This window comes from Quadrisphaera sp. RL12-1S (genome assembly GCF_014270065.1).
Lineage (GTDB): Bacteria > Actinomycetota > Actinomycetes > Actinomycetales > Quadrisphaeraceae > Quadrisphaera.
In genome coordinates, this window is the sequence record NZ_JACNME010000005.1 from 304177 (window position 1) to 327060 (window position 22884).

Below are 22884 nucleotides of genomic sequence, written 5' to 3' on the forward strand. Positions count from 1 at the left end.
GTGACGCCCGGGGAGGGGCCGTTCGCGGCCGCCGGCGAGCTGCGCGGCGCGTACGAGGCCGTGGACTGGTCCGCCACGCCCGTGGGCGCTCCGCACACCTGGTCGACGGCGCTGCGCACGGCCCTCTCGCTGGCGTTCGCCACCAGCTTCCCCGTGACGCTGCTGTGGGGACCCCGGTTCGTGATGCTCTACAACGCCGCGTACGCGCGCATGCTCCCCGGCAAGCACCCGTGGGGCCTGGGGACGCCGTGCGAGGAGGTGTTCGGCGAGATCTGGGACCAGATCGGCCCCCTCATGCACGGCGTGCTCGCCGGCGGCGGGGCGGTGCGCATGGTGGACCAGGAGCTGTACATCGACCGCCGGGGGTTCGGCGAGGAGTGCTACTTCGACTACTGCTACTCCCCCGTCACCGGCCCCGACGGGCGGGTGGAGGGTGTGCTCGACATCGCCGTCGAGACCACGTCGCAGGTGCTGGAGCGGCGGCGCTCGGCGCTGCTGCGGCGGCTGGCGGACCTCCCGAGGGTGCTGCGCAGCACCGCTGACCTGGCGCGGCTGGCGCTGCCGGTGCTGCGCACCGACCCCGGAGACCTGCCGCTGGTGGAGCTGCTGGTGCCCGGCGAGCCCCCGCGCCAGCGGGAGGCGCGGCTCGCGGGGCCTCCTCCGCAGCCGGTGGCGGACGCGGTGGTGCTGGGCTCCACGCCAGCCGGACGCACCGCGTGGGTGCGGGTGCCGGGGGCGGCCCCGGGCCAGGACCGGCCGGTGCTGGTGGTGGCGCTGTCGGGCGGGCTCGCCGAGGACGAGCACTACCTCGGCTTCCTGCGCCAGGTGGCGGCCGCGCTCGGCGGCGCGCTGGCGGTGGCCTCCGCCGCGGAGGCGGCGCGCGCCCGCGTGGAGCTGCAGGGAGCCCAGGTGCGTCGCCTGCTCGGCCTGGTGCAGGTGCTGCAGGAGCTGCCCGACGCCACGGACGTGGCACAGCTGGAGGGGGTGGTGGAGCGCGGGGCGGCCCGGCTGCTGGACGCCCGCGGGGCGCAGCTGGTCCTCGGCGGCCCTGACGACGACGCTGGCCCGACCTCGCAGGCCGCGCAGGCCGCACCGGTCGCTGAGGGCCGCGGCGCGGTGCACCTCGACGTCGGCGACCGGCACCTGGGCCTGCTGGAGCTGGCCTGGGCCGCGGAGCAGCAGCACACCGAGCTGGCCGAGGAGGAGCGCGCGGTGCTGTCGGTGCTGGCCAGCTCCACCGCGCAGGCGCTGGACCGGGCCGCGGCGCGGGAGGCGGAGCGCCGGGCCACCGAGGCCGTGCGCGCCATCGCCGAGGAGCTGCAGCGCAGCCTGCTCACCGAGCCGCCGCTGGTGACCGGGCTCGACCTGGCGGTGCGCTACGTGCCCGCGGCCGAGCACGCGCAGGTCGGCGGGGACTGGTACGACGCGTTCACCACGGCCACCGGCGCGCTGCAGCTGGTCATCGGCGACGTGACGGGGCACGACCAGCGGGCGGCCGCGGCCATGGGCCAGCTGCGCAACCTGCTCCGCGGGATCGCCCACAGCGGGGTGCGCAGCCCGGCTCAGGTCCTCACCGAGCTCGACGCCGCCCTCCCGCACCTGGGCGTGACGTCGCTGGCCACCGCGGTGCTCGGGTCCCTGGCCCCGGCGCGTCCCGACGGCTCGCGCGAGCTGGTGTGGAGCAGCGCCGGGCACCTGCCCCCGCTGCTGCTCGTGCCCGGGGCCGCGCCGCGGCTGCTCGAGGAGCCGGCCGAGCTGCTGCTCGGGCTGCAGGCGGGCACCCGCCGCACCGACCACCGCACGGTGCTGCCAGCGGGCGCGACCGTGCTGCTGTACACCGACGGCCTCGTGGAGCGCCGCGGCGTGGACCTGTCCCGCGGCCTGGCCTGGCTGCGCGAGGCGACCACCGCGCTGGACGGCGCGAGCCCCGACGAGGTGTGCGACGCGCTGCTGGACCTCGTGGGCGGTCGCGTCGACGACGACATCGCCCTCGTGGCCGTCCGCCTCGTCAGCCGGCCCCTCTGAGCCTCAGGCCAGGAGCACCGGCCCGGTCGGGTCCACCGGCAGGTCGGCGCCGGTCACCACGGCGCGCACCTCCATCTCGCGCAGCGCCACGCCTCCGCGCAGCGAGGTGAGGAACGCGGTGTCGGCGGCGTCGCGCCCGGTGCTGATCCGCCACATCGAGGGCCGGGGCGCCAGGTGGGTGGCGTCGTGCACCTGCCACTGCACACCACCGCGACCGTCCTGCACCCGGACCTCGGCGACGGCGTGGAAGTCCATGGGCGACAGGCCCGGGGCGTAGACCGCGGTGAGCCGCGCCGGCAGCTCCAGCGCCCGTGCGAGGGCGACCACGAGGTGGGCGTAGTCGCGGCAGACGCCCTGCCCGCGCAGCAGCGTCTGCACCGCGCCGTCGAACGCCGTGGACGACCCCGAGGTGTAGACCAGCCGGTCGGCCACCCAGGTGGTGATGCGCTCGGCCAGCTCGGCGTCCGGGTGGTCGGCGCGGGTGCCGAACTCCGAGGCGGCGAACGCCGCGAGCTCGTCGGAGGGGCAGTAGCGGCTGGGCCGGTTGAGCTCGAACTGCTCCACGAGGACCGCGGCGGCCGTCCCGCCGGCCGCGCCCGTCGTCGCCGTCGTGCTCTCCGGGGAGGACGGCGCCGGCCCAGCGGGCACCAGGCGGCCGGAGTACTCGACCACCACGCGACCGGCGGGCACGGCCGTGAGGACGTGCATGCGCTCGCCCCGCTCGCGCGGGCCCACGGGCACCTCCACCGGGCGGGAGGCCTCCGGGAGCGGTCCGGCGCCGTGGGTGACCACCAGCTCGTCCTCCACGGTCGAGCCCGGGGTCCTCGCGGCCGCCACCAGCAGCGACAGGTCGGCGGTGGTGGCCAGCTGCAGCACCAGCCGCGCCGAGACCTCCCGGGTCGGGAAGGACGAGGGAGCGGGCGGGGCGGCGGCGGTCACGGGCGCCCATTCTGGGGGCAGTGACCGCCTCCCCGCCCGCCCGGGGCTCAGCTGTGCGGCCGGTGCTCGGACCCGGGCCGCTCGGCGATGACCGGGTACTCGCCGGTGTAGCCCTCGCGCTCGGCGGCCACCGCCAGCACCCGCCGGCGCACCGCGAACCACCCGACGATGAGGGCCGGGACGATGAGCACCAGCGTGGCCAGCGTGTAGGTGCCGATCGGGTAGTCGAAGCCGATGAGCACCAGCACCACGGCCAGGAAGGCCAGCGTGGCGTAGCCGGTGTACGGCGCGCCCATCATCCGGAAGTGGGGGCGCTCCACCACGCCCTGCTTCGAGAGGCTGAAGAGCTTCAGCTGGCAGATGACGATGGTGCCCCACGCGGTGACGATGCCCAGGGCGGACATGTTGAGCACGATCTCGAAGGCCTGGCCCGGCACCACGGCGTTGAGCCCCACACCCAGCAGCGTGATGAAGCCGGTGAGGAGGATGCCGCCGAAGGGGACGCCGTTGCGCGTCATCTTGCCGGTGAACCGCGGAGCGGAGCCGCTGACCGCCATCGAGCGCAGGATGCGGCCGGTGGAGTACAGCCCGGCGTTGAGGCTGCTCAGCGCCGCGGTGAGCACGATGACGTTCATGATGCTGCCGGCGCCGGGCAGACCGATGCGGGAGAAGAAGGTCACGAAGGGGCTCGTGTCCTTGTCGAAGGCGGTGTACGGCAGCAGCAGCGCCAGCAGCACCAGCGAGCCCACGTAGAACAGCGCGATGCGGAAGATCACCGCGTTGATCGCCTTGGGCATGATCTTCTCGGGGTTCTCGGTCTCCCCCGCGGTGGTGCCGACCAGCTCGACGGCCGCGTAGGCGAACACCACGCCGGACACGACCAGGACCAGCGGCACGACGCCGGTGGGGAACAGGCCGCCGTTGCCGGTGATGACCGACGGACCGGTGGTCTCGCCCGCCACGGTGAACCGGCCCAGGAGGAACACCAGGCCGATGACGAGGAACGCGGACAGCGCCACCACCTTCAGCAGCGCCGCCCAGAACTCCAGCTCGCCGAAGAGCTTCACCGAGATGAGGTTCATCGACAGCACGATGACCAGCGCCGCCAGGGCGATGACCCACTGGGGGACCACCTCGGTGGCCCCCCAGTAGTGGACGTACAGGGCGATGGCGGTGACGTCGACGATCGACGTCATGGCCCAGTTGAGGAAGTACATCCACCCGGCGACGAACGCGAACCGCTCCCCGAAGAACTCGCGCGCGTAGGACACGAACGAGCCCGAGGACGGGCGGTGCAGGACCAGCTCGCCGAGGGCCCGCAGGATGAAGAACACGAAGACGCCGCAGATGGCGTAGACGAGGAACAGGCCCGGACCGGCGTTCGCGAGGCGCCCGCCGGCGCCCAGGAACAGGCCGGTGCCGATGGCCCCGCCGATGGCGATCATCTGGATCTGCCGCGGCTTGAGGCCCTTGTGGTAGCCCTCGTCCTCGGCGGTCAGGTCCGCCTGGCTGCGCGTCTGGGAGCTCACCGGCTCCACCTCCTCGTGTTGGCCGGGGCGACACTAGGCCTCTCGGCGCCCAGCCGCGCGACGGGGGCGTGTCAGGGGAGTTGCAGACGGCTCTCAGCGACCTCGGGGAAGGCGCCGCGCAGCTCCTCCACCAGCGCGCTGCACGTCGGCGGACGGTCGGCGGGGTCCACGGACAGCGCCCGCGCCACCACCCTGTCGAGCGCCACAGGCAGCCAGCGGCGCCGCCGGCTGAGCTTCGGCGGGCGCCCCGCCACATGGGCGCGGGCCACGGCGAAGGTCGTGGAGAACGGGTACGGCGGCTCCCCCGACAGCAGCTCCACCGCCGTGCAGGCCAGGGAGTACGCGTCGGTGGCGGCGGTGACGCGCTGCGCCTGCAGCAGCTCGGGGGCGGCGTACGGCAGCGACCCGGCCACCCGTCCGTGGCGGGCCAGCGGCCGGGACTCGTCCAGGCTGCGCGCCAGCCCGAAGTCGGTGACGGCGGCGCGGCGGTCCGGTGGGGCCGCGAGCAGCACGTTGGTGGGCTTGACGTCGCCGTGGACGACGTCGAGCGCGTGCACGGCGTCGAGCCCGGCTGCCGCCTGCGCGAGCACGTCGAGGATGCGGGGCACGTCCGGGCGGCCGCGCCCGCGCGGCCGCAGCGCGGCCGACGTGCCGCCGTCGAGCAGCTCCATCGCCGCCCACAGCAGCGGCACGTCCAGGGCGCTGCCCCGGGGCAGCTCCTCGCCGTGGGCCAGGACGGCGACGACGCCGGGGTGGCGCACCTGCGCGGCCACCTCGCACTCGCGGTGGAAGCGGCGGCGCCCGACGTCCGTGGCTGCCGCGGTCGGCTCGAGGACCTTGAGCGCCTCCTCGCGCGCACCGCGGCCGGCGCCGCGCAGCACCCGGTACACCTGCGCGCTGCCGCCGCGGCCGAGGAGCCCGAGCACGAGCCGGCCGCCGATGACCTGCCCCGGGCGCAGGAGGTCCCGCCGCGCCTCGGCGGCCAGGGCGAGCGCCTCCGCCTCGCGGTCCCACGGGATCACCCCGGCAGTGTGCAGTGTGCGGGGTGCGGGGTGCGGGGTGCGGGGTGCGGGGCGCAGGTGCAGCGGACCGGCGCGGTCTGGAGGTGTTCGTCGTCGTCGAACACCGACCGAACCCCTCAGGGGCAGGACCGGCGCGAGGCCGGTCGCGGAACGTCGGAGGTCGTCGTGGGTCGGTTCTCGGGGAGCACTGCTGTGGTGACGGGCGGCACGAGCGGCATCGGCCGCGCGATCGCCGTGCTGCTGGGCCAGGAGGGGGCCCGGGTGCACGTGGCGGGCCGCGACGAGGAGCGAGGGCTGGCTGTGGCCCGCGAGGTCACCGCGCGCGGCGGTGAGGGGCGCTTCGTGCGGGTCGACGTGGCGGTCGACTCCGAGGTCGCAGCCCTGGCGCGAGCCGCCGGCGCCGGTGGCCCGATCGACCACTGTGGGCCGTGGGGGGAGCAGAGGAGCAGGCGGCGCTGCCCGACAGCAAGGGCCTGCACCACCTGCGTGCCCTGCTGTCGGCCCCCGGGCAGCCGGTCGCGGCGCTCGTCCTCGCCGGGGCGGCCGACGGGCAGCAGCACCTGGCCGGTGACGCCGGCCCGAGGCTGGACCAGCAGGCGGTCACGGCCTACCGCGAGCGGCTCGCAGCCCTGCGCGAGGAGGCCGACGAGGCCGACCGCCGCGCCGATGCGGCGCGGTCGGCCCGGGTGCACGCCGAGCAGGAGGCGCTGGTGGCCGAGCTGGCGCGTGGCACCGGTCTGGGCGGGCGGCTGCGGCCGGATCGCTCGGGTGTCGAGAAGGCGCGGATCAACGTGACGCGCACGGTGCGCGACGCCATCGAGCGGATCGGCCGAGACTGCCCCCGCCTGGCCGAGCACCTGAGCTCCTCGGTGGCGACCGGCACGTGGTGCACCTACAGCCCCTCCGCTCCCGTCACCTGGCGCACGGGCGAGCGCTGATCGGTGGTCGGAGGTGGACGAGGCCCTACCCCTCGACGGCGGCGACCTGCTCGCGCAGGGTGCGCAGCTGGTGCCCGACCCACCGGACGTAGCGCGAGGTGTCCCAGCCGCGCTCGACGGTGAAGTGCAGGTAGGTCTGCGGGGAGAGCACGTGGCCGAGGAGGTCGGTGGCCGTGGGCACGTCGTCGTCGTCGAGGAGCCCGCGGGCGGCGAACCACCGGGCCCCGACGGCCATGTCCTGCCAGCGCCGCTCCTCCAGGCGCTCGTAGGCGGCCCCGGCCTCGGGGTCGACCCGGGCTGCCGCGCTCAGCGCGGCGACCAGCGGCGCCGACCGCTCGTTGGCCTCGGCCAGGAAGGACAGGTACCGCTCGAAGGCGGTGCCGACGTCGGCCTCCGCCATGACGGCCGTCAGCTCCGGGCGGTCGGTGAGCAGCTGCTCGGCCTCGTCGCCGGCGAAGGCGCGGTCGAGCGCGGCGACGAGGAGGGCGTGCTTGGCCCCCTGCAGGTGCACCGTCGGCACGGAGACGCCGGCCCGCTCCGCGACGGCCTTCATCGTCGTCGCGGCGTAGCCCCGGGTGGCGAAGAGCTCAGCGGCGGCGTCGAGGACGCGCGCCCGCGTCGCGGAGGCGTCCGCCTCGCGCTTCGGGGAGCGGTAGGAGCGGGGCACGCGTCCATCCAATACGGCTCAGGCCGGCGAGGACGCGGCGGTCCGGTCCCGGCCCGTCAGCAGCACCGCACCGGCGGCCACCTGCGAGCACGTGGAGAACAGCAGGGCGCCCGTGATGACGGCGGGGTCCGAGGCGGTCGTCACCGCCACCCCCGCGACGACGGCGGCCGCCGTCAGCCCCGGGAACGCCCACCGCGCAGCACCGGCGGCCACCCGGGCGGCGACGATGACGGTCGATGCGGTGAGGAGCAGCAGCAGCTGCGCCACGCCGGCCGCGGTGAGGATCCAGGCCGACTCCGACCCACCGCCGCCGTAGGAGAGCACCCAGTACGTCACCTGGCTCATCAGGAACACCGCGCCGAAGGAGAGCAGTGCCACGGTGCCGAGCATCCGGCGTCCGCAGATCCCGTTCGAGCCGGTCGACCCCAGGGCCAGCGGCAGCACCGCGGCGGCGTGCACGACGACCGCGGCGAGGTAGAAGGCGCCGAACAGCGCGACGGCGGAGTCCGTCGCCGCCTCACCCAGCCCCGCCTCGAGCACGGTCGCGACGGTCAGCAGGAGCCCCCCGGTCATGACCCCCGCACCGCCACCGACCGCCCACACCGGACGGCGGCGCAGCTGCGGGACGACTGCGGTCTGGTGGTGCTGCTGGGTGGTCGACACGCTCGGCTCCTTCGATTGACTGGAGCCATACCATATTCACTAGAATAGGTATCATGTCAATGAGTGGCCCGCCCGGTCGCCGAGCGCTCCTGTGCGCCATGCCCGCCGTCGGACACGTCGACCCGGTGCTCGTGGTCGCCAGAGAGCTGCTCCGCCGGGGGTGGGAGGTCGACGTGCTCACCGGCGCCCGGTACGAGGGCCGGGTCACCGGCGCCGGCGCCGGCTTCGTGGCCCTGCCCCCCGAGGCCGACACCCTGGACGCCGTCGGCAGCTCCGACGACCGCAAGCGCGGCCTGGACGCCCTCAACGCCGGGGTCGAGGAGGCCTTCGTCCGGCCCGCGCCTGCGGCGGCGCGCCGCATCGAGGAGCACCTGGACGCCCACCCGGTCGACCTCGTGCTCCACGACTCGACCTTCCTCGGCGTGCAGGGGCTCCTGGCCAGGCCGCGCGCGCAGCGCCCGCTCGTCGTCCTGCTCGGGATCGGCCCGGTCGGGTTCTCCAGCCGCGACTGCCCGCCCTTCGGGCTGGGGATCGCCCCGTCACGACTCCCCGTCTGGGGAAGCGCTCGTGACGCCGTGCTGCGTGCCGTCGCGCCGCGGCTGCTCGCCCCGGTGCACCGCGCGCTCGACGACTTCCTCGCCTCCGTCGGCGCAGCGCCGCTGGGGTCGGCGTTCTTTACCGACGTGGTCGTGCGCAGCGACCTCCTGGCTCAGGGCACCGTGCCGGAGTTCGAGTACCCGCGCTCCGACGCACCCCGCCACCTGCGCTTCTACGGCCCGATGCAGGCGCCGCCACCGGCCGGGCTGCAGGCACCTGACTGGCTCGGAGAGCTCGGCGGCCGCCCGGTGGTCCACGTCACCCAGGGCACCGTCGCGAACACCGACTTCAGCGAGCTCGTCGCGCCGGCCCTGGAGGCGCTCGCCGACGAGCCGGTGGACGTCGTGCTCACCGCCGGCGGCCGCTCAGTCTCCGACCTGCCCGCCCTCCCGTCGAACGCGCACGCGGCCGACTACCTCCCCTACGACGCGCTGCTGCCGCTCACCAACGCCTTCGTCACCAACGGCGGGTACGGCGGCCTGCACCAGGCGATGCGCCACGGGGTGCCGATCGTCATCGCCGGTGACTCCGAGGACAAGGTGGAGACCTCGGCCCGCGTGCGCTGGTCGGGGGCCGGCACCAGCCTGGGCACGGGCAGACCCACCGCCGCGCAGGTGGGGCGCGCCGTGAGGACCGTCCTGCGCGACGACCGGTACGCACTGGCCTCCCGGCGCATCGGTGGGCGGATCGCCGCCGCGCGCGGCGCCGCCGGCCTCGTCGACGACGTCGATGAACTGCTCACCGCGACGCCGGGAGCGCCGCTCTAGGCTCGCCGCCGTGGCAGAGGCAGACGCACGGGCGGAGCAGGCAGCGGTGGACGTGGCGGTCCTGGGGACCGGGACGATGGGCGAGGCGGTGCTCGCCGCGGTGCTGGCCGGCGGTCAGCCCGCCGGGCGCACGCTCGCCACGGCGCGTCGCCCGGAGCGGGCGGCCGAGCTCACCGGGCGCCACGGGGTCCGCGTGGTCGGCGTGCGCGAGGCCGCCGCCGCCGACGTCGTCGTCCTCGGGGTGAAGCCGCAGCAGCTCGAGGCCGTGGCGGCCGAGGTGGCCGGGGCCGTGCGCGAGGGGGCGCTGCTGGTGTCGCTACTGGCCGGGGTCACCACCGCACGGCTGGCGTCGCTGTTCCCCGGGGCGAAGGTGGTGCGCACCGTGGTCAACACCCCGGCCCTGGTGGGCGCGGGCGTCACGGTGCTGGCCGCCGGTGCCGGTGCCGGCGAGGACGAGCTCGCCCGCACCGAGCAGCTGCTCGCCGCCACCGGCACCGTGCTGCGCCTGGCCGAGGGCCAGCTCGACGCCGCCACCGGCGTCTCGGGCTCGGGACCGGCGTTCGTCTTCGCGGTGGCTGACGCGCTCGCCGAGGGCGGCGTGGGCGCCGGGCTGCCCCGCGCCGTGGCGCTGCAGCTGGCCGCCGCCACCGTGCTCGGCGCCGGGCGGCTCATGGTGGAGACCGGCACGCACCCGGCGCTGCTGCGCGAGCAGGTCACCTCCCCGGCCGGCACCACCGCCGCGGGCCTGCGCGAGCTCGACGCCCAGGGGATGAGGGCGGCGCTGGTGTCGGCGGTCATGGCCTCGGCCCGGCGGTCGGGCGAGCTGGCCGGCTGACCGTCGTCCTGCCCTCCTGGCCTCCTGACCGCTGCGAGCGGTGGAGGTGGGGCAGAGTGGGCTCGTGACGACTGCTGGGGGGCCGCCGCGCATCGGACTGGTGCTCCACCCGACCCGGGACGTCTTCTCCGTCTCCGAGCAGGTGGTGCGCTGGGCCGGAGAGCAGGGGGCCGAGGTGGTGGTGGCCACCGGGGACGGCGGCCGCGTCGCCGGCCCGGTGCGGGAGGTGCCGCTGGAGCACCTCGCGGCCGGCTGCCACGCCCTGGTCAGCCTCGGCGGCGACGGCACGATGCTCGGGGCGCTGCGCGCCTCCGCCGGGACGGGCGTCCCCGTGCTGGGGGTGAACCTGGGCCGGGTCGGCGTGCTGGTGGAGGTGGAGCCGTCCGAGGTGGCCCCGGCGCTGCAGCGCGTCGTCGAGGGCCGCTACTCCGTGGAGGCCCGGCCCGCGCTGCGCGTCACGGGGGTGGAGCTGGAGGACGGCGCCACCTCGGCCGTCGCGTTCAACGACGTGGCGCTGTCGCGCTGCCCGGGTGACGGGATCGCGTCGGCGGCGCTGAGCATCGACGGGCAGGGCTACGGGGTGTACCGCTGCGACGCGGTCATCGTGGCCACGCCCATGGGCTCGACCGCGTACAGCTACGCCGCGGGCGGTCCGGTGGTCTCCCCGACGCTGTCGGCGATGGTCGTGGCCCCGGCGTCCCCGTGGTCGGGCATCTCCCGGCCGGTGGTCCTCTCCCCCGAGGACCACCTCGCGCTGGAGCTGCTGCCCGACAGCGGCGTGCTGGCCCTGGAGGTGGACGGCCGGGTGCTGGCGCCGCTCGCACCGGGCGCGCGCATCGAGGTGGTGGAGGAGCGCGACGCCGGCCACGTGGTCAGGCTCGACAGGGCCCGCCACGACCGGCGCTCCCGGGTGAAGCTCAGCCTGCTCGACCTGCCGCTGCTCCCGGAGGAGCTGCGCGAGCTGCTCCCCCGGGAGCTCGGCCAGACCCCCGACTGAGGCTCCGGCCCCGTTCAGGACTCGCGGGGCTCCATGACCACGACGGGGATCAGCCGGTCGGTCTTGGTCTGGTACTCGGCGTAGTCGGGCCAGACGGCCACGGCGCGCTCCCACCACTGCTCGCGCTCCTCGCCGTGCACCTCGCGGGCGGTGTAGTCGGCCTTGTGCGGGCCGTCCTGCACCTCGACGTGGGGCTCGGCGAGCAGGTTCCGGTACCAGACCGGGTGCGTGGGGGCGCCGCCCTTGGACGCCACCGCCGCGTACGACCCCTCGTACTCCACCCGCATGAGCGGCGTCTTGCGCAGCTTGCCGCTCTTCGCGCCGCGGTTGGTGACGATCATCACCGGCACCCCGCGCAGCGTGGTGCCCTCGGTGCCACCGGAGGACTCGTACTGCTCGACCTGGTCGCGGACCCACTGCTCGGGGCTGGGCTCGTACTCACCGCTGAGAGGCATGGCCCCAGCCTCCGCCACGCCCCGCACCGACCACCACCCGACCCCCTGCACGCCGGCACTCTCCCGCGCGAGTGCCGGCGCGCAGGCCCTCAGACCGGCACTGGAGCGGGAGAGTGCAGACGGGGGCGGCGGTGGGGACCGTCGTCCACAGGTCGCGGGCCGGTCCGAGCGGGCGGGGGCGTCCGGCGGGCAGGGTGGGCGCATGGCCCTGACCCCGGCGCGACCGCTGCGCCACGCCCGCACGGACTCACCCCTCGGACCGCTGGTGGTGGTCGTCGACGACGACGGCGCGCTCGCCGGCCTCTACTACGCCGACGGGCACACGCCCGCCCCGCGACCGGCCGCCCTCGGCGGCTGCGCCGCCCCCGACGACCCGCAGGTTGCCGCGGTCACCTCCGCCGTCCTCGCCTACCTGCGGGGCGAGTCCGACGTGCTGGAGGTGCCGCTGACCTCGGCCGCGGTGCCCGGCGCCACGGAGCTGCAGCGCGCGGTGTGGGCGCAGATCGCGGCCATCCCCCGAGGTGAGACCCGCACCTACGGCGAGGTGGCTGCGGCCATCGGGAAGCCGACGGCGGTGCGGGCCGTGGGCCAGGCCGTCGGGCGCAACCCGCACTCCCTCGTGGTCCCGTGCCACCGCGTGGTCGGCTCCGGCGGGAAGATCACCGGTTACGCCGGCGGGGTGGAGGTCAAGCGCCGCCTGCTCGAGCTGGAGGGCGTGACGCTCGGCACCGCCGGCGCCACCGGAACCCCGGTCAGCGACGCACCGGAGGCGCCGGCTCCAGGTGCACCGCCTTCAGCGCCGTGAGCTCGCCCAGCAGGTCCGGTCCGTAGCCCCGGCCGCGCCCGGAGGAGCGGCGCGGGTCCGCGGACCCACCGGGAGCCCCGCCCCAGACGGCGTTGACCTTGACCGTGCCGACCTCCAGCTCGTCCGCGGCCTGCAGCGCGTGGGCGGTGTCGGGTGTCAGCACCGTGGCGGCCAGGCCGTAGGCGCCGGAGCCGGCCAGGCGCAGGCCCTCCTCCCAGGAGCCCACCACGCGCACCGCGGCGACGGGCCCGAAGGTCTCCTCGGTCATGACGTCCATGTCGTCGGTGCACCCGACCAGCACGGTCGGCGGGTACCAGGCGCCGGGCCGGTCCAGCCGCCCACCGCCGGCCAGCGCCTGAGCGCCGGCTGCCAGCGCGGCCTCGACGTGGGCGGACACGACGGCGAGCTGCCGCTCGTCGACCAGCGGGCCGAGCTGGCTGTCCGGGTCGGCCGGGTCGGCGACGACGAGGCCGCGGGCGAGCTCCACCAGCTCGGCGAGCACGGCGTCGGCGACGTCGGCGTGCAGGTAGACGCGCTCCACGGAGGTGCACAGCTGACCGCTGTTGGTGAAGGCACCGGCCGCGACCTGGGCGGCGGCCCAGGCCGGGTCGACCCCGGCGTCGACGAGGAGCGGGTCCTTCCCGCCGTTCTCCAGCAGCGCGATCGCGCCGCGGGCGCCGGCGACGGCACCGATGCGGCGTCCGGTGGCGGTGGAGCCGACCTGCGCCACGACGTCCACGCGGTCGTCGGCGACGAGCGCCTCGCCCACCTCCCCGTCGCCGGTGACCACCTGCAGCACGCCCGGGGGCAGCGCAGCGGCGATGAGCGCGGCCATCGCCGCTCCCGGCGCGCTGGAGCGCTGCGACGGCTTGTGCACCACCGTGTTGCCCGCCACGAGCGCCGCGGCGAGCAGGCCGGCGGCTGCGGGGAACGGGTCGTTCCAGGGCGTGATGACGGCGACGGTGCCGCGCGGTTCGCGGCGGACCACGTCGATGGCGCCCGACGAGCCCGCCAGCGACCTGCCGGCGTCGAGCACGCCCGTGGTGGCCGCCTCCTCGAGCAGCTCCGCGGCCACCGCGGCGGACCCGCGGGCCTGGCCGACGAGGCGACCGGTGGTGGCGACGAGCAGGTCGCCGAGGACGTCGGCGTGGTCCCGCACGGACGCGGCGGCGGCCCGCAGGGCGGCGGCGCGCTCGCCGGGCGCGGTCGTCCGCCAGCCGCGGCGGGCGGCGCGGGCACCCGCGAGCGCGGCCTCGACCTGCTCCGGTGAGGCGCAGCGGACCTCTCCGGCGGGCTGACCGGTGGTCGGGTCCACCAGGGGCAGGGACCGGCCCGCGGCGTCGACCGGAGCGCCGTCCAGCCAGCAGCCCGTGGTCAGCGCGGGCACGTGCAGGGGGCTGGTGGGCTCGGGGGACCCGGTGGGCTCGAGGGCCTCGGTCAGCGTCACCCGGCCTGTCTACCGGCTGGTCGGCGTCCTCGCCCCGCGAGCAGGAGGCGGACGCCGGTCGCACACGTGATCGACCGCTGATCGACTTTCGGGGTGTCCGCGTCTGCCCTAGACACCTTCCCATGAAGGTCTTGGGCGTCAACGCGGTCTTCCACGACTCCTCCGCCGCGCTCGTGGTGGACGGCGTCGTGGTGGCCGCCGCCGAGGAGGAGCGCTTCTCCCGGCGCAAGCACGGCAAGCGCCCCGTCCCGTTCTCGGCGTGGGAGCTGCCCGAGCTGGCGATGCGCTGGTGCCTGGACCACGCGGGCCTCGCGGTGGGAGACCTCGACGCCGTCGCCTACGGCTACGACCCGTCGATGGCGCTGTCGGAGGCCGAGGGCCACGAGCGCGGCCTGCGCGACCCGTGGGACCACCTGCGCACCACGTACGCCTCCCGCGCCGCCGGGTTCCTCGCCACCGCGCTGCCGGGGCTGGACAAGGAGAAGGTGGTCTTCGTCCCCCACCACGTCGCGCACGCGGCGAGCTCGGGCCTGCCCGGACCGTCCACCACCGGCAGCGTCCTCGTGCTGGACGGCCGCGGCGAGCGCGGGAGCCACCTGTCGGGCCGCTACGTCGGCGGGAAGCTCGAGGTGCTGGCCACCACCGAGCTGCCGCACTCCCTGGGCCTGGTCTACGAGTCGCTGACCGACCACCTGGGCTTCCTGCGGTCCTCGGACGAGTTCAAGGTGATGGCGATGGCCTCCTACGGCACGCCGCGCCACCTCGAGGCGCTGCGCGAGCACGTCCACGCCACCGGCGACGGACGGTTCGTGGCCACCGAGCCCGACTGGAGCCGCTTCGCCCCGCGCCGCACCCCCGCCGAGGCCGCCGCCACCAGCGCCGAGGCCCTGCCTCCCGAGCACGCCGACCTCGCCGCGTCCGTGCAGGCCCTCACCGAGGAGATCCTCGTCGACCTCGCCACCTGGCTGCACGCCCAGACCGGCGACACCCTGCTGACCATGGCCGGCGGCACCGCGCTGAACTGCGTCGCCAACACGGAGGTCTGGCAGCGCACCCCGTTCGAGCGCGTGTGGGTGCAGCCGGCCGCCGGAGACTCCGGCACGGCCCTGGGCGCCGCGCTGCAGGTCGCCGCCGACCACGGCGACGCGATCCGCCCCATGGGCACCGCGGCGCTGGGCCGGGAGTGGACCGACGAGCAGCTGGCCGACTGGCTGCGCAGCGCCAAGGTGCCCTTCACCACCCCCGGCAGCCGCGAGGCGCTCGCCGAGGAGGTGGCCGACGTGCTCGCCGCCGACGGCGTGGTCGCCTGGTTCGACGGGCGCAGCGAGTTCGGGCCGCGCGCCCTGGGCCGCCGCTCCCTCATCGCCCACCCCGGCCACGCGCACAACGTGGAGCGCATGAACGACGTCAAGGGCCGCGAGCAGTTCCGCCCCATCGCCCCGATGGTGCTGGCCGAGCGCGCGACCGAGGTCTTCGAGAACGGCCCCTTCCCCAGCCCGTACATGCTCTTCGTGCACGACGTGAAGGACGGGTGGCGCGAGAGGATCCCCGCTGTGACACACGTCGACGGCACCGCCCGCATCCAGACCGTCAGCGACGGCACAGCCGGGGTGCCTGGAGAGGTCGACGAGAGCGCGAACCCCGGCGTCCACGCCCTCATCAGCGCCTTCGAGCGGCGCACCGGTCTGCCCGTCGTGGTGAACACCAGCCTCAACACCGCTGGACGCCCCATGGTCGACGACCCCCGCGACGCCCTCGAGCTGTTCGGGTCCGCCCCCGTCGACGTGCTGGTCCTCGGGCCGCACCTCGTGCGCCGGCAGTCGCTGTTCGCCTCGTGAGGCCCGGTGGTGGTGGCCCGCGCTGGGCGGTGGTCGTCCCCTCGGTGGGCCGCCGGAGCCTGCGGGTGCTGCTCGCCTCGCTGGCCGCGCAGGACACGGGGGAGGACGACGACGGCGGCAAGCGGCCGGCGCTCGTCGTCGTCGCCGACGACCGGCGCCTGACCGACGGGGGCTCCGGCCCTGCGGCGCTGCGGCCCGTGCTCGACGCGCCCGGGGTGGGCCTCGTCGTGGTGCGCTCGGGAGGGCGCGGACCGGCCGCGGCCCGCAACCTCGGGTGGCGCACCGCCGCGGCCCGCGTCGACGGCCTGGAGTGGGTGGCGTTCGTCGACGACGACGTCGAGCTGCCGCCGGTGTGGTCGCGCGAGCTGCTCGCCGACCTCGCCGCCTCGGGACGTGTGGGGGGCTCGCAGGGGCGCCTCCGCGTGCCGCTGCCGGCAGACCGCCGCCCCACCGACTGGGAGCGCGGCACCGCGGGGCTGGCCGACGCGGCGTGGGCCACCGCCGACATGGCCTACCGCCTCGACGCGCTGGTGGCCGTCGGCGGCTTCGACGAGCGCTTCCCCCGCGCCTACCGCGAGGACGCCGACCTGGCCCTGCGCGTGGAGCGGGCCGGCTGGTCGCTGGTGCGCGGTCGGCGCACCGCCGTGCACCCCGTGCGCCCCGCCGACGACCTCGTGAGCCTGCGCGTGCAGCGCGGCAACGCCGACGACGTCCTCATGGCCGCCCTGCACGGCCCGACGTGGCGCCGCGACGCGCAGGCCCCGCCCGGACGGCTGCGCTGGCACGCGGCGACGACGGCAGCCCTCGCGGCGGCCGGTCTCGGCGCGCTGACCGGCCACCGGCGCACGGCGGCGCTGGGCGCCCTGGCGTGGGCCGGGCTCACCGCCGACTTCGCCCGGCGGCGCATCAGCCCCGGCCCCCGAGACCGCGCCGAGGTGCGCCGCATGCTGGTGACGTCCGCCGCGATCCCCGTCGCCGCGGTCTGGCACCGCGCGCGCGGCCTCGCCCGCTGGCACCGGCCCGGTGCGGGACCCGTGGCGCCGTGGCCGCAGGCCGTGCGCGAGGAGCCGCTCGCCGCCGTCCTCTTCGACAGGGACGGCACCCTCGTCCACGACGTCCCCTACAACGGAGACCCCGCGCAGGTGCGCCTGGTCGACGGCGCCCGCGAGGCCCTGGCCCGCGTGCGCGCCGCCGGGCTGCGCACCGGGATGGTCACCAACCAGTCCGGCGTCGCGCGCGGGATCATCACGCGCGACCAGGCCGACGCCGTCACCGCCGAGGTGGTCCGCCAGGTCGGCGGGCTCGACGTCGTCGTGACGTGCCCCCACGGTCCCGACGGGTCCTGCGCCTGCCGCAAGCCCGGCCCCGGCATGGTGGTCGAGGCCGCCCGACGCCTCGGCGTGCCGACCTCGCGGGTCGCGGTGGTCGGCGACATCGCCGCCGACGTCGGCGCAGCCGTGGCCGCGGGCGCTCGAGGTGTGCTCGTCCCGACGCCCGTGACACGCTCCACGGAGGTGGCGGCCGCCCGTGAGGCGGCCACCTCCGGCGGCCCCGTCATCGGTGTCGCCCCCGACCTGTCCGGCGCCCTGGACCTGCTGCTCGGCGCCGCGAACCGCCACTCACCGGCCGGAGGCCACGCATGACCGCCCAGCAGGACCCGAGGCGCGTGCTCGCCGTGCGCCTCGACAGCGACGGCGACGTCCTCATGACCGGCCCGGCGATCGCCGCCCTGCGCCGCGGCCCGGGCGGCACCGAGGTGGAGCGGCTCGACCTGCTCGCCGCCCCCGGCGGCGCCGGTGCCGCACGGCTGCTGCCCGGGATCGACGAGGTGCTCGTCGCCGACGTGCCGTGGTCCGGCTACCGGCCGCCGGCCCCGGACGCCGCGGCGCTGACCGCCCTCGTGGACCTGCTGCGCGAGCGCTCCTACGACGAGGTGGTCGTCTTCACCTCCTACCACCAGAGCCCGCTGCCGATGGCGGTCCTCGCGCGCCTCGCCGGGGTGCCCCGCGTCATCGCCGCCAGCGACGACTACCCCGGCTCCCTGCTCGACCTGCGCCACCAGCGTCCCGGCAACCCCGACGGCACCGGCGGCGAGCACGAGGTGGTCGCCAGCCTCGGGCTGGTGGCCGCCAGCGGCCGCGCCATCCCCGCCGACCCGCGCATGGCGCTGCGCCGCCCGCTGCCCGAGGTGCCGGGCTGGCTCCTCGAGCGCGGCCCGTCCGCCTCGGGGGGCGCCCTCGTGGTCGTCCACCCGGGCGCCTCCGTGCCGGCCCGAGCGGCGAAGCCCGACGTCGTCGCCCGCGCCACCCGTGCCCTCGTCGAGGCGGGCCACCACGTGGTGGTGACCGGCGGTCCCGGCGAGGTGGAGCTCACCGGACGCGTGGCAGCCGCGGCGTCCGGAGCTCTCGACGCCGGCGGGCGCACGTCGCTCGGCGAGCTCGCGGCGCTGCTGGACACCGCCGACGTCGTCGTCGTCGGCAACACCGGGCCCGCGCACCTGGCAGCAGCGGTCGGGACCCCCGTGGCCAGCCTCTTCTCCGCGGTCATGCCCGTGGAGCGCTGGGCGCCGTTCGGCGTGCCCGTGGTGGTGCTCGGAGACCTCGACGCTCCCTGCCGCCTCACGCGCGCCCAGCGCTGCCCCGTCGGAGACGGGACGGCGCACCCCTGCCTCGACGTCTCCCCCGAGGCCGTCGTCGCCGCCGTCGCGGACCTCGCCTCCGGGCGCGTTCCGGTGCCGCCGCCCGCGCAGCCGATCGCCGTGCGGGCCGGGCAGGCCCTGTGAGAGTCCTCCTCTGGCACGTCCACGGCTCGTGGACCACCGCCTTCGTGCAGGGCCGGCACGACTACCTCGTGCCGGTGCTGCCCGACCGCGGCCCGGACGGCCGCGGTCGCGCCCGCACCTGGGACTGGCCCGCCTCCGTGCGCGAGGTCACCCCCGAGCAGCTCGGTGGCAGCACGGGTGGCGGCGGTGCTGGTGGAGCGCGCCCCGACGTCGTCGTCCTCCAGCGCCCCCACGAGGCGGAGCTGCTGCGGGAGTGGACCGGGCTGCGCGCCGGGGTCGACGTGCCGGCCGTCTACGTCGAGCACGACGCCCCCCGCGAGCACGCGGTCCGCTCGCGCCACCCCCTGGCCGACGCCGAGGTGCCGCTCCCGGTGGTGCACGTGACGCACTTCAACGCGCTCATGTGGGACTGCGGCGACGTGCCCACCCGGGTGGTGGAGCACGGCGTCGTCGACCCCGGCCACCTCGCCACCGGCGAGCGGGCCTCGCTCGCGGTGGTGGTCAACGAGCCGGTGCGCCGCTGGCGCGTGGCCGGCACCGACCTCGTGGTGGACCTGGCGGAGCGGGTGCCGCTGGACGTGTACGGCATGGGGATGGACGCGCTGCAGCGGTGCGCGCCCCACCTCGCCGGCCACCTCCACGAGGACCTGCCGCAGGCGCGGATGCACGCCGAGGTGGCCCGTCACCGCGCCTACTTCCACCCCTACCGGTGGACCAGCCTCGGGCTGGCCCTGGTGGAGGCCATGACCATGGGCCTGCCGGTCCTGGCCCTGGCCACCACGGCGGCCCCCGAGTCGGTGCCACCGGAGGCGGGGTTCCTGTCCGCGGACCCCGCCGCGCTGGAGCGGACGGCCCAGCGCTGGCTGGCCGACCCGGCCGAGGCGCGAGAGCGTGGCCTCGCCGCCCGCGAGCACGCCCTGCGCCGCTTCGGGCTGGCGCGCTTCCTCGCCGACTGGGACGACGTCCTGGAAGGCGCCGGGGTCCAGCAGTAGGCCCCCGGGGTCGAGCACGCGGCCCCTTCCTGGACCTACCCAGGAGACACCGATGAGGATCGCGATGGTCTCCGAGCACGCCAGCCCGCTGGCGGTCCTCGGAGGGGTCGACGCCGGCGGGCAGAACGTGCACGTCGCAGCACTGGCGCAGGCGCTGGCCGCCCGCGGACACGAGGTGGAGGTGCACACCCGGCGCGACGCGCCGGACCTGCCGAGGCGCGTGAGCATGGGCCCGGGCGTGGAGGTGGTCCACGTCGACGCCGGTCCGCCGCGGCCGGTGCCCAAGGACGAGCTGCTGCCGTGGATGCCGGCCTTCGCCGCCCAGCTGAAGCGCTCGTGGGCCCCTCGTGACTCCCGCCCCGACGTGGTGCACGCGCACTTCTGGATGTCCGGGCTGGCTGCGCTGGAGGCCGGCCGGGCGCTCGGCGTGCCCGTGGTGCAGACCTTCCACGCCCTCGGCTCGGTCAAGCGGCGCCACCAGGGCGACCACGACACCTCCCCCGCGCAGCGCGTGGCGCTCGAGGCGGGCCTGGTCCGCAACGTCGACCTCGTGGTGGCCACCTGCCGCGACGAGGTCGCCGAGCTCGACGCCCTGGCCGCACCGCGCCGCCGCCCCGCGGTGGTGCCGTGCGGGGTGGACGTGCAGCACTTCGAGCCCGAGGGCCCCGTGGAGCCGCGCGCCGCGGGCAGCCCGCGGTTCCGGATGGTGAGCGTGGGCCGGCTCGTGGAGCGCAAGGGCGTCGAGACGGCCGTGCGCGCCCTCGCCGTGCTGCCCGACGTCGAGCTGGTGGTGGCCGGTGGTCCCCCGCCGCGCGAGCTGCACCTCGACCCGGAGGCCGTGCGCCTGCGCGGCGTGGCGCGCTCCCTGGGCGTGGCCGACCGGCTGCTGCTCGTGGGACAGGTGGAGCAGCCCGACGTGCCGCGGCTGCTGCGCTCGGCCGACGTGTCGGTCAACGCGCCCTGGTACGAACCGTTCGGCATCGCCCCGCTGGAGGCCATGGCCTGCGGCCTGCCCGTGGTCGGCACCGCCGTCGGAGGGCTGCTCGACACCGTGGTGGAGGGCGCCACCGGAGCGCTCGTGGAGCCGCGCGACACCGCGGCGCTGGCCGCGACGGTGCGCGCGCTGCTCGACGACCCCGCCCGGCGCCGCCGGTGGGGCCGGGCGGGGCGCCGCCGGGCGCTGGCCCACTACGGGTGGGACCGCGTGGCGGCATCGACCGAGGACGCCTACGGTCGGGCCCTGAGGGGCACGGCCCGGCGCGCGGCGGCTGCCGCGGCGCCGAAGGGCCCCGCATCCCCGCTGGTGCGCGGTACTGCGCTGCACCTCGACGAGCAGGAGGCGGTGTGAGCACCACGGGCGCTCCCGACGACGGCACCAACCCCACCCCGGCGGCCGACTGGCTGGCCGGTCACCGCAGCGAGGTCGACGCGACCGTCGGCGGCCTGCAGGCCGCCGCGGCCCGGCTCGACGCCTGGGGCCGCCACCTCGCCACCGTCCTGGACGGCGGGGGCCGGCTGCTGGCCGCCGGCAACGGCGGCAGCGCCGCCGAGGCCCAGCACCTCACCGCCGAGCTCGTCGGCAGGTTCGTCGACGAGCGCAAGCCGCTGTCGGCCATCGCGCTGCACGCGGAGTCGTCCTCCACCACCGCCATCGGCAACGACTACGGGGCCGCCGAGGTCTTCGCCCGCCAGGTGCAGGCGCACGGCCGCCCCGGTGACGTGCTGCTGCTGCTCTCCACGTCGGGGCGCAGCGAGAACGTCGTCCGCGCCGCGCAGGCGGGCCGCCGCGCCGGCATGCGGGTGTGGGCCCTCACCGGACCCGCCCACAGCCCGCTGGCGGAGGCCAGCGACGAGGTGCTGCGCGTCGGCGAGCCGGGCTCGTCCACCTCCGCGGTGCAGGAGGGCCACCTCGTGGTGGTCCACGCGCTGTGCGCCGCCGTCGACGCCCACCTCCTGGGGACGACGACGACGACGCGCGCCGCCGCGGCGACCGCTCCGGCGGCGGCCGCAGTGGCTCCGGCGGAGTCGGCGGTGTCGGCGGAGCCGCTCGACGTGCGCCCGTCGGCCACCACCCCTCGCGCGGCGCGCCAGGCCGCCGACCGCCGCCCGCGGGTCGTCGTCGTCGGTGACGCCGTGCTCGACAGGGACCTGCTCGGGCGCAGCGACCGCGTCGCCCCCGACGCCCCCGTCCCGGTCGTCGACCTCACCGGTCTCGACGAGAGCCCCGGCGGCGCCGGGCTCACCGCCCTGCTCGTGGCCGGTCGCGCCCGGACGTCGCTGGTGGCCCCGGTCGCCGACGACGACGCCGGCCGCCGCCTGCGCGAGGCGCTCGAAGGGGCTGCTGAGCCGGTCGAGGTCGTGGCGCTCGGCCACGCCGGCGGCACCCGCACCAAGACCCGCGTGCGCGTGGCCGGCCAGTCGCTGGTCCGCCTCGACGAGGGCGGCCCCGCCACCCCCGTGGACGTCGACGCCCGCGTGCTCGCCGAGGCCCTGGCCGAGGCCGACGTCGTGCTGGTCAGCGACTACGGGGCCGGAACCACGCTCGACCCGGTGGTCCGCGCGGCGCTGGCCGAGGCCGCCCGCCGCGTGCCCGTGGTGTGGGACCCGCACCCGCGCGGCGGCGCTCCCGTCCCGGGCTGCGCCCTGGTCACCCCCAACCTGGCGGAGGCCCGCGCCGCGGCATCGGCCGCTGCCGCCGGGGCCTCCCCCGACGTCCTCGCCGAGCACCTCGCCTCCACCTGGGGCGTGCGGGGCGTCTGCGTCACCACCGGTGCCCAGGGCGCCTGGCTGGCCTCCCCCGGCACCGACGCGGTGTTCGCCCCGGCGGCCGTCGTGGCCGGCGGCGACCCGTGCGGCGCTGGCGACAGCTTCGCGGCGTCCGCGGCGGTGTCCCTGGCCACCGGCCGGGTGCTGTCCGAGGCCGTGGTCGCCGCGGTGTCCGACGCCTCGGCGTGGGTGGCCGGGGGCGGCGCCTCCGGCTGGCGGGCGCTGCAGCGCGACGCCTCGGCGGCGCTGGCGGCGGGACAGGGCGAGCCGTCGGACGCAGCCTCGGCGGCCCTGCACAGCGCCGCCGAGGTCGTGGCCCGCGTGCGCGCCGCCGGCGGCACCGTGGTGGCCACCGGCGGCTGCTTCGACGTGCTGCACGCCGGACACGTCGCCACCCTCCAGGCCGCGCGCCGCCTCGGCGACGCGCTCGTCGTCCTGCTCAACGCCGACTCCTCCGTGCGCCGGCTCAAGGGCCCCACCCGGCCCGTCAACGACGAGGTCGACCGCGCCCGCGTGCTCGCGGCGCTGGACTGCGTGGACGCCGTGGTCGTCTTCTCCGAGGACGACCCGCGCGCCGCCCTCGCCGAGGTGCGCCCCGACGTCTGGGCCAAGGGCGGCGACTACGGCGGCGCCGAACTGCCCGAGGCCCCGCTCGTGCGCAGCTGGGGCGGCCGCGTCGTGCTGCTGCCCTACCTCGACGGGCGCTCCACCACCTCCATCCTCGCCCGCGGCGCGGTGCCGTCCGCACCGCAGGCCGCCTCCGCAGACCGCGCCACCCAGGAGACCGCCCCGTGACGAGCACCACCCCCGGCACCACCCC

19 protein-coding genes and 1 pseudogene are annotated in these 22884 nt (G+C 76.8%); 13 read left to right on the forward strand and 7 right to left on the reverse strand.

Annotated features, from left to right (window positions below; all coding sequences use genetic code 11):
- Entirely contained in the window at positions 1–2025 is a 2025-nt protein-coding gene (locus H7K62_RS12325; RefSeq protein WP_186718513.1) for a PP2C family protein-serine/threonine phosphatase, read from the forward strand.
- 3 nt (positions 2026–2028) lie between these two features.
- Here the strand turns inward: H7K62_RS12325 and H7K62_RS12330 are convergent, their stop codons facing one another.
- The 3 genes from H7K62_RS12330 to H7K62_RS12340 all read right to left on the reverse strand — a co-directional run bounded on the left by H7K62_RS12330 (position 2029) and on the right by H7K62_RS12340 (position 5515).
- Entirely contained in the window at positions 2029–2964 is a 936-nt protein-coding gene (locus tag H7K62_RS12330; RefSeq protein WP_186718515.1) for a transglutaminase-like domain-containing protein, read from the reverse strand.
- A gap of 47 nt (positions 2965–3011) precedes the next feature.
- Complete coding sequence (locus H7K62_RS12335) at positions 3012–4493, reverse strand: amino acid permease (RefSeq protein WP_370591749.1); 1482 nt, start codon at positions 4491–4493, stop codon at positions 3012–3014.
- A gap of 71 nt (positions 4494–4564) precedes the next feature.
- Complete coding sequence (locus H7K62_RS12340) at positions 4565–5515, reverse strand: serine/threonine-protein kinase (RefSeq protein ID WP_186718516.1); 951 nt, start codon at positions 5513–5515, stop codon at positions 4565–4567.
- A gap of 195 nt (positions 5516–5710) precedes the next feature.
- On the opposite strand from H7K62_RS12340, the pseudogene H7K62_RS23900 reads away from it, so the two are divergent.
- Positions 5711–5917: pseudogene (locus tag H7K62_RS23900) on the forward strand (SDR family NAD(P)-dependent oxidoreductase); the annotation flags it as partial.
- A gap of 26 nt (positions 5918–5943) precedes the next feature.
- On the forward strand, positions 5944–6453 hold the full coding sequence (locus tag H7K62_RS22525) for a hypothetical protein (protein ID WP_255480123.1): 510 nt from the start codon (positions 5944–5946) through the stop codon (positions 6451–6453).
- Between the two features lie 25 nt (positions 6454–6478).
- Here H7K62_RS22525 and H7K62_RS12355 read toward each other — a convergent pair whose 3' ends face one another.
- Both H7K62_RS12355 and H7K62_RS12360 read right to left on the reverse strand, forming a co-directional pair.
- A complete protein-coding gene (locus H7K62_RS12355) occupies positions 6479–7120 on the reverse strand; it encodes a TetR/AcrR family transcriptional regulator (RefSeq protein WP_186718522.1) in 642 nt (213 codons plus the stop codon).
- Positions 7121–7138: 18 nt separating this feature from the next.
- Positions 7139–7783 carry a hypothetical protein gene (locus H7K62_RS12360; RefSeq protein WP_186718524.1) on the reverse strand — a complete coding sequence of 215 codons (645 nt, stop codon included), beginning with the start codon at positions 7781–7783 and terminating at the stop codon, positions 7139–7141.
- 98 nt (positions 7784–7881) lie between these two features.
- Here H7K62_RS12360 and H7K62_RS12365 point away from each other — a divergent pair, with 98 nt between their 5' ends.
- The 3 genes from H7K62_RS12365 (at position 7882) to H7K62_RS12375 (ending at position 10979) form a co-directional block, all read left to right on the forward strand.
- A complete protein-coding gene (locus tag H7K62_RS12365) occupies positions 7882–9147 on the forward strand; it encodes a glycosyltransferase (RefSeq protein ID WP_186718526.1) in 1266 nt (421 codons plus the stop codon).
- A gap of 10 nt (positions 9148–9157) precedes the next feature.
- Complete coding sequence (gene proC / locus H7K62_RS12370; RefSeq protein ID WP_370591750.1) at positions 9158–9982, forward strand: pyrroline-5-carboxylate reductase; 825 nt, start codon at positions 9158–9160, stop codon at positions 9980–9982.
- 64 nt (positions 9983–10046) lie between these two features.
- Positions 10047–10979, forward strand: a complete 933-nt coding sequence (locus H7K62_RS12375; RefSeq protein WP_186718530.1) for an NAD(+)/NADH kinase — start codon at positions 10047–10049, stop codon at positions 10977–10979.
- A gap of 14 nt (positions 10980–10993) precedes the next feature.
- Here H7K62_RS12375 and H7K62_RS12380 read toward each other — a convergent pair whose 3' ends face one another.
- On the reverse strand, positions 10994–11434 hold the full coding sequence (locus tag H7K62_RS12380; protein WP_186718532.1) for a nitroreductase family deazaflavin-dependent oxidoreductase: 441 nt from the start codon (positions 11432–11434) through the stop codon (positions 10994–10996).
- Between the two features lie 202 nt (positions 11435–11636).
- On the opposite strand from H7K62_RS12380, the gene H7K62_RS12385 reads away from it, so the two are divergent.
- Positions 11637–12239 carry a methylated-DNA--[protein]-cysteine S-methyltransferase gene (locus H7K62_RS12385; protein WP_186718534.1) on the forward strand — a complete coding sequence of 201 codons (603 nt, stop codon included), beginning with the start codon at positions 11637–11639 and terminating at the stop codon, positions 12237–12239.
- On the opposite strand, the gene H7K62_RS12390 is transcribed toward H7K62_RS12385, so the two are convergent.
- Positions 12187–13686 carry an aldehyde dehydrogenase family protein gene (locus tag H7K62_RS12390; RefSeq protein ID WP_222437491.1) on the reverse strand — a complete coding sequence of 500 codons (1500 nt, stop codon included), beginning with the start codon at positions 13684–13686 and terminating at the stop codon, positions 12187–12189. The two genes, H7K62_RS12385 and H7K62_RS12390, sit on opposite strands and share 53 nt — an antisense overlap.
- Before the next feature lie 122 nt (positions 13687–13808).
- On the opposite strand from H7K62_RS12390, the gene H7K62_RS12395 reads away from it, so the two are divergent.
- From H7K62_RS12395 to H7K62_RS12420, 6 genes are read left to right on the forward strand one after another with little or no spacing between them, the layout of a single operon-like run.
- Positions 13809–15524 (forward strand): carbamoyltransferase family protein, encoded by a 1716-nt coding sequence (locus H7K62_RS12395; RefSeq protein ID WP_186718536.1) that lies wholly within the window; start codon positions 13809–13811, stop codon positions 15522–15524.
- Positions 15521–17167: an HAD-IIIA family hydrolase gene (locus tag H7K62_RS23905; protein ID WP_186718539.1), complete on the forward strand. Its 1647-nt coding sequence runs from the start codon at positions 15521–15523 to the stop codon at positions 17165–17167. Before H7K62_RS12395 ends, H7K62_RS23905 begins: the two co-directional genes overlap by 4 nt.
- A complete protein-coding gene (locus H7K62_RS12405) occupies positions 17164–18306 on the forward strand; it encodes a glycosyltransferase family 9 protein (RefSeq protein ID WP_186718541.1) in 1143 nt (380 codons plus the stop codon). Before H7K62_RS23905 ends, H7K62_RS12405 begins: the two co-directional genes overlap by 4 nt.
- Positions 18303–19298, forward strand: coding sequence for a glycosyltransferase (locus H7K62_RS23910; protein ID WP_186718543.1), 996 nt, complete (start codon positions 18303–18305; stop codon positions 19296–19298). The genes H7K62_RS12405 and H7K62_RS23910 overlap by 4 nt, the downstream gene beginning before the upstream one ends.
- Positions 19299–19350: 52 nt before the next feature.
- Positions 19351–20646: a glycosyltransferase gene (locus H7K62_RS12415; RefSeq protein ID WP_186718545.1), complete on the forward strand. Its 1296-nt coding sequence runs from the start codon at positions 19351–19353 to the stop codon at positions 20644–20646.
- Positions 20643–22859: a PfkB family carbohydrate kinase gene (locus H7K62_RS12420; RefSeq protein ID WP_186718547.1), complete on the forward strand. Its 2217-nt coding sequence runs from the start codon at positions 20643–20645 to the stop codon at positions 22857–22859. Before H7K62_RS12415 ends, H7K62_RS12420 begins: the two co-directional genes overlap by 4 nt.
- The last annotated feature ends 25 nt before the right edge of the window (positions 22860–22884 follow it).

Excerpts from the sequence above, each read along its gene's own strand:
- H7K62_RS12365 (WP_186718526.1), top strand. The coding sequence starts at position 7,882 with ATGCCCGCCGTCGGACACGTCGACCCGGTGCTCGTGGTCGCCAGAGAG.
- H7K62_RS12380 (WP_186718532.1), bottom strand. The coding sequence starts at position 11,434 with ATGCCTCTCAGCGGTGAGTACGAGCCCAGCCCCGAGCAGTGGGTCCGC.
- H7K62_RS12385 (WP_186718534.1), top strand. The coding sequence starts at position 11,637 with ATGGCCCTGACCCCGGCGCGACCGCTGCGCCACGCCCGCACGGACTCA.
- H7K62_RS12395 (WP_186718536.1), top strand. The coding sequence starts at position 13,809 with ATGAAGGTCTTGGGCGTCAACGCGGTCTTCCACGACTCCTCCGCCGCG.
- H7K62_RS12405 (WP_186718541.1), top strand. The coding sequence starts at position 17,164 with ATGACCGCCCAGCAGGACCCGAGGCGCGTGCTCGCCGTGCGCCTCGAC.
- H7K62_RS12415 (WP_186718545.1), top strand. The coding sequence starts at position 19,351 with ATGAGGATCGCGATGGTCTCCGAGCACGCCAGCCCGCTGGCGGTCCTC.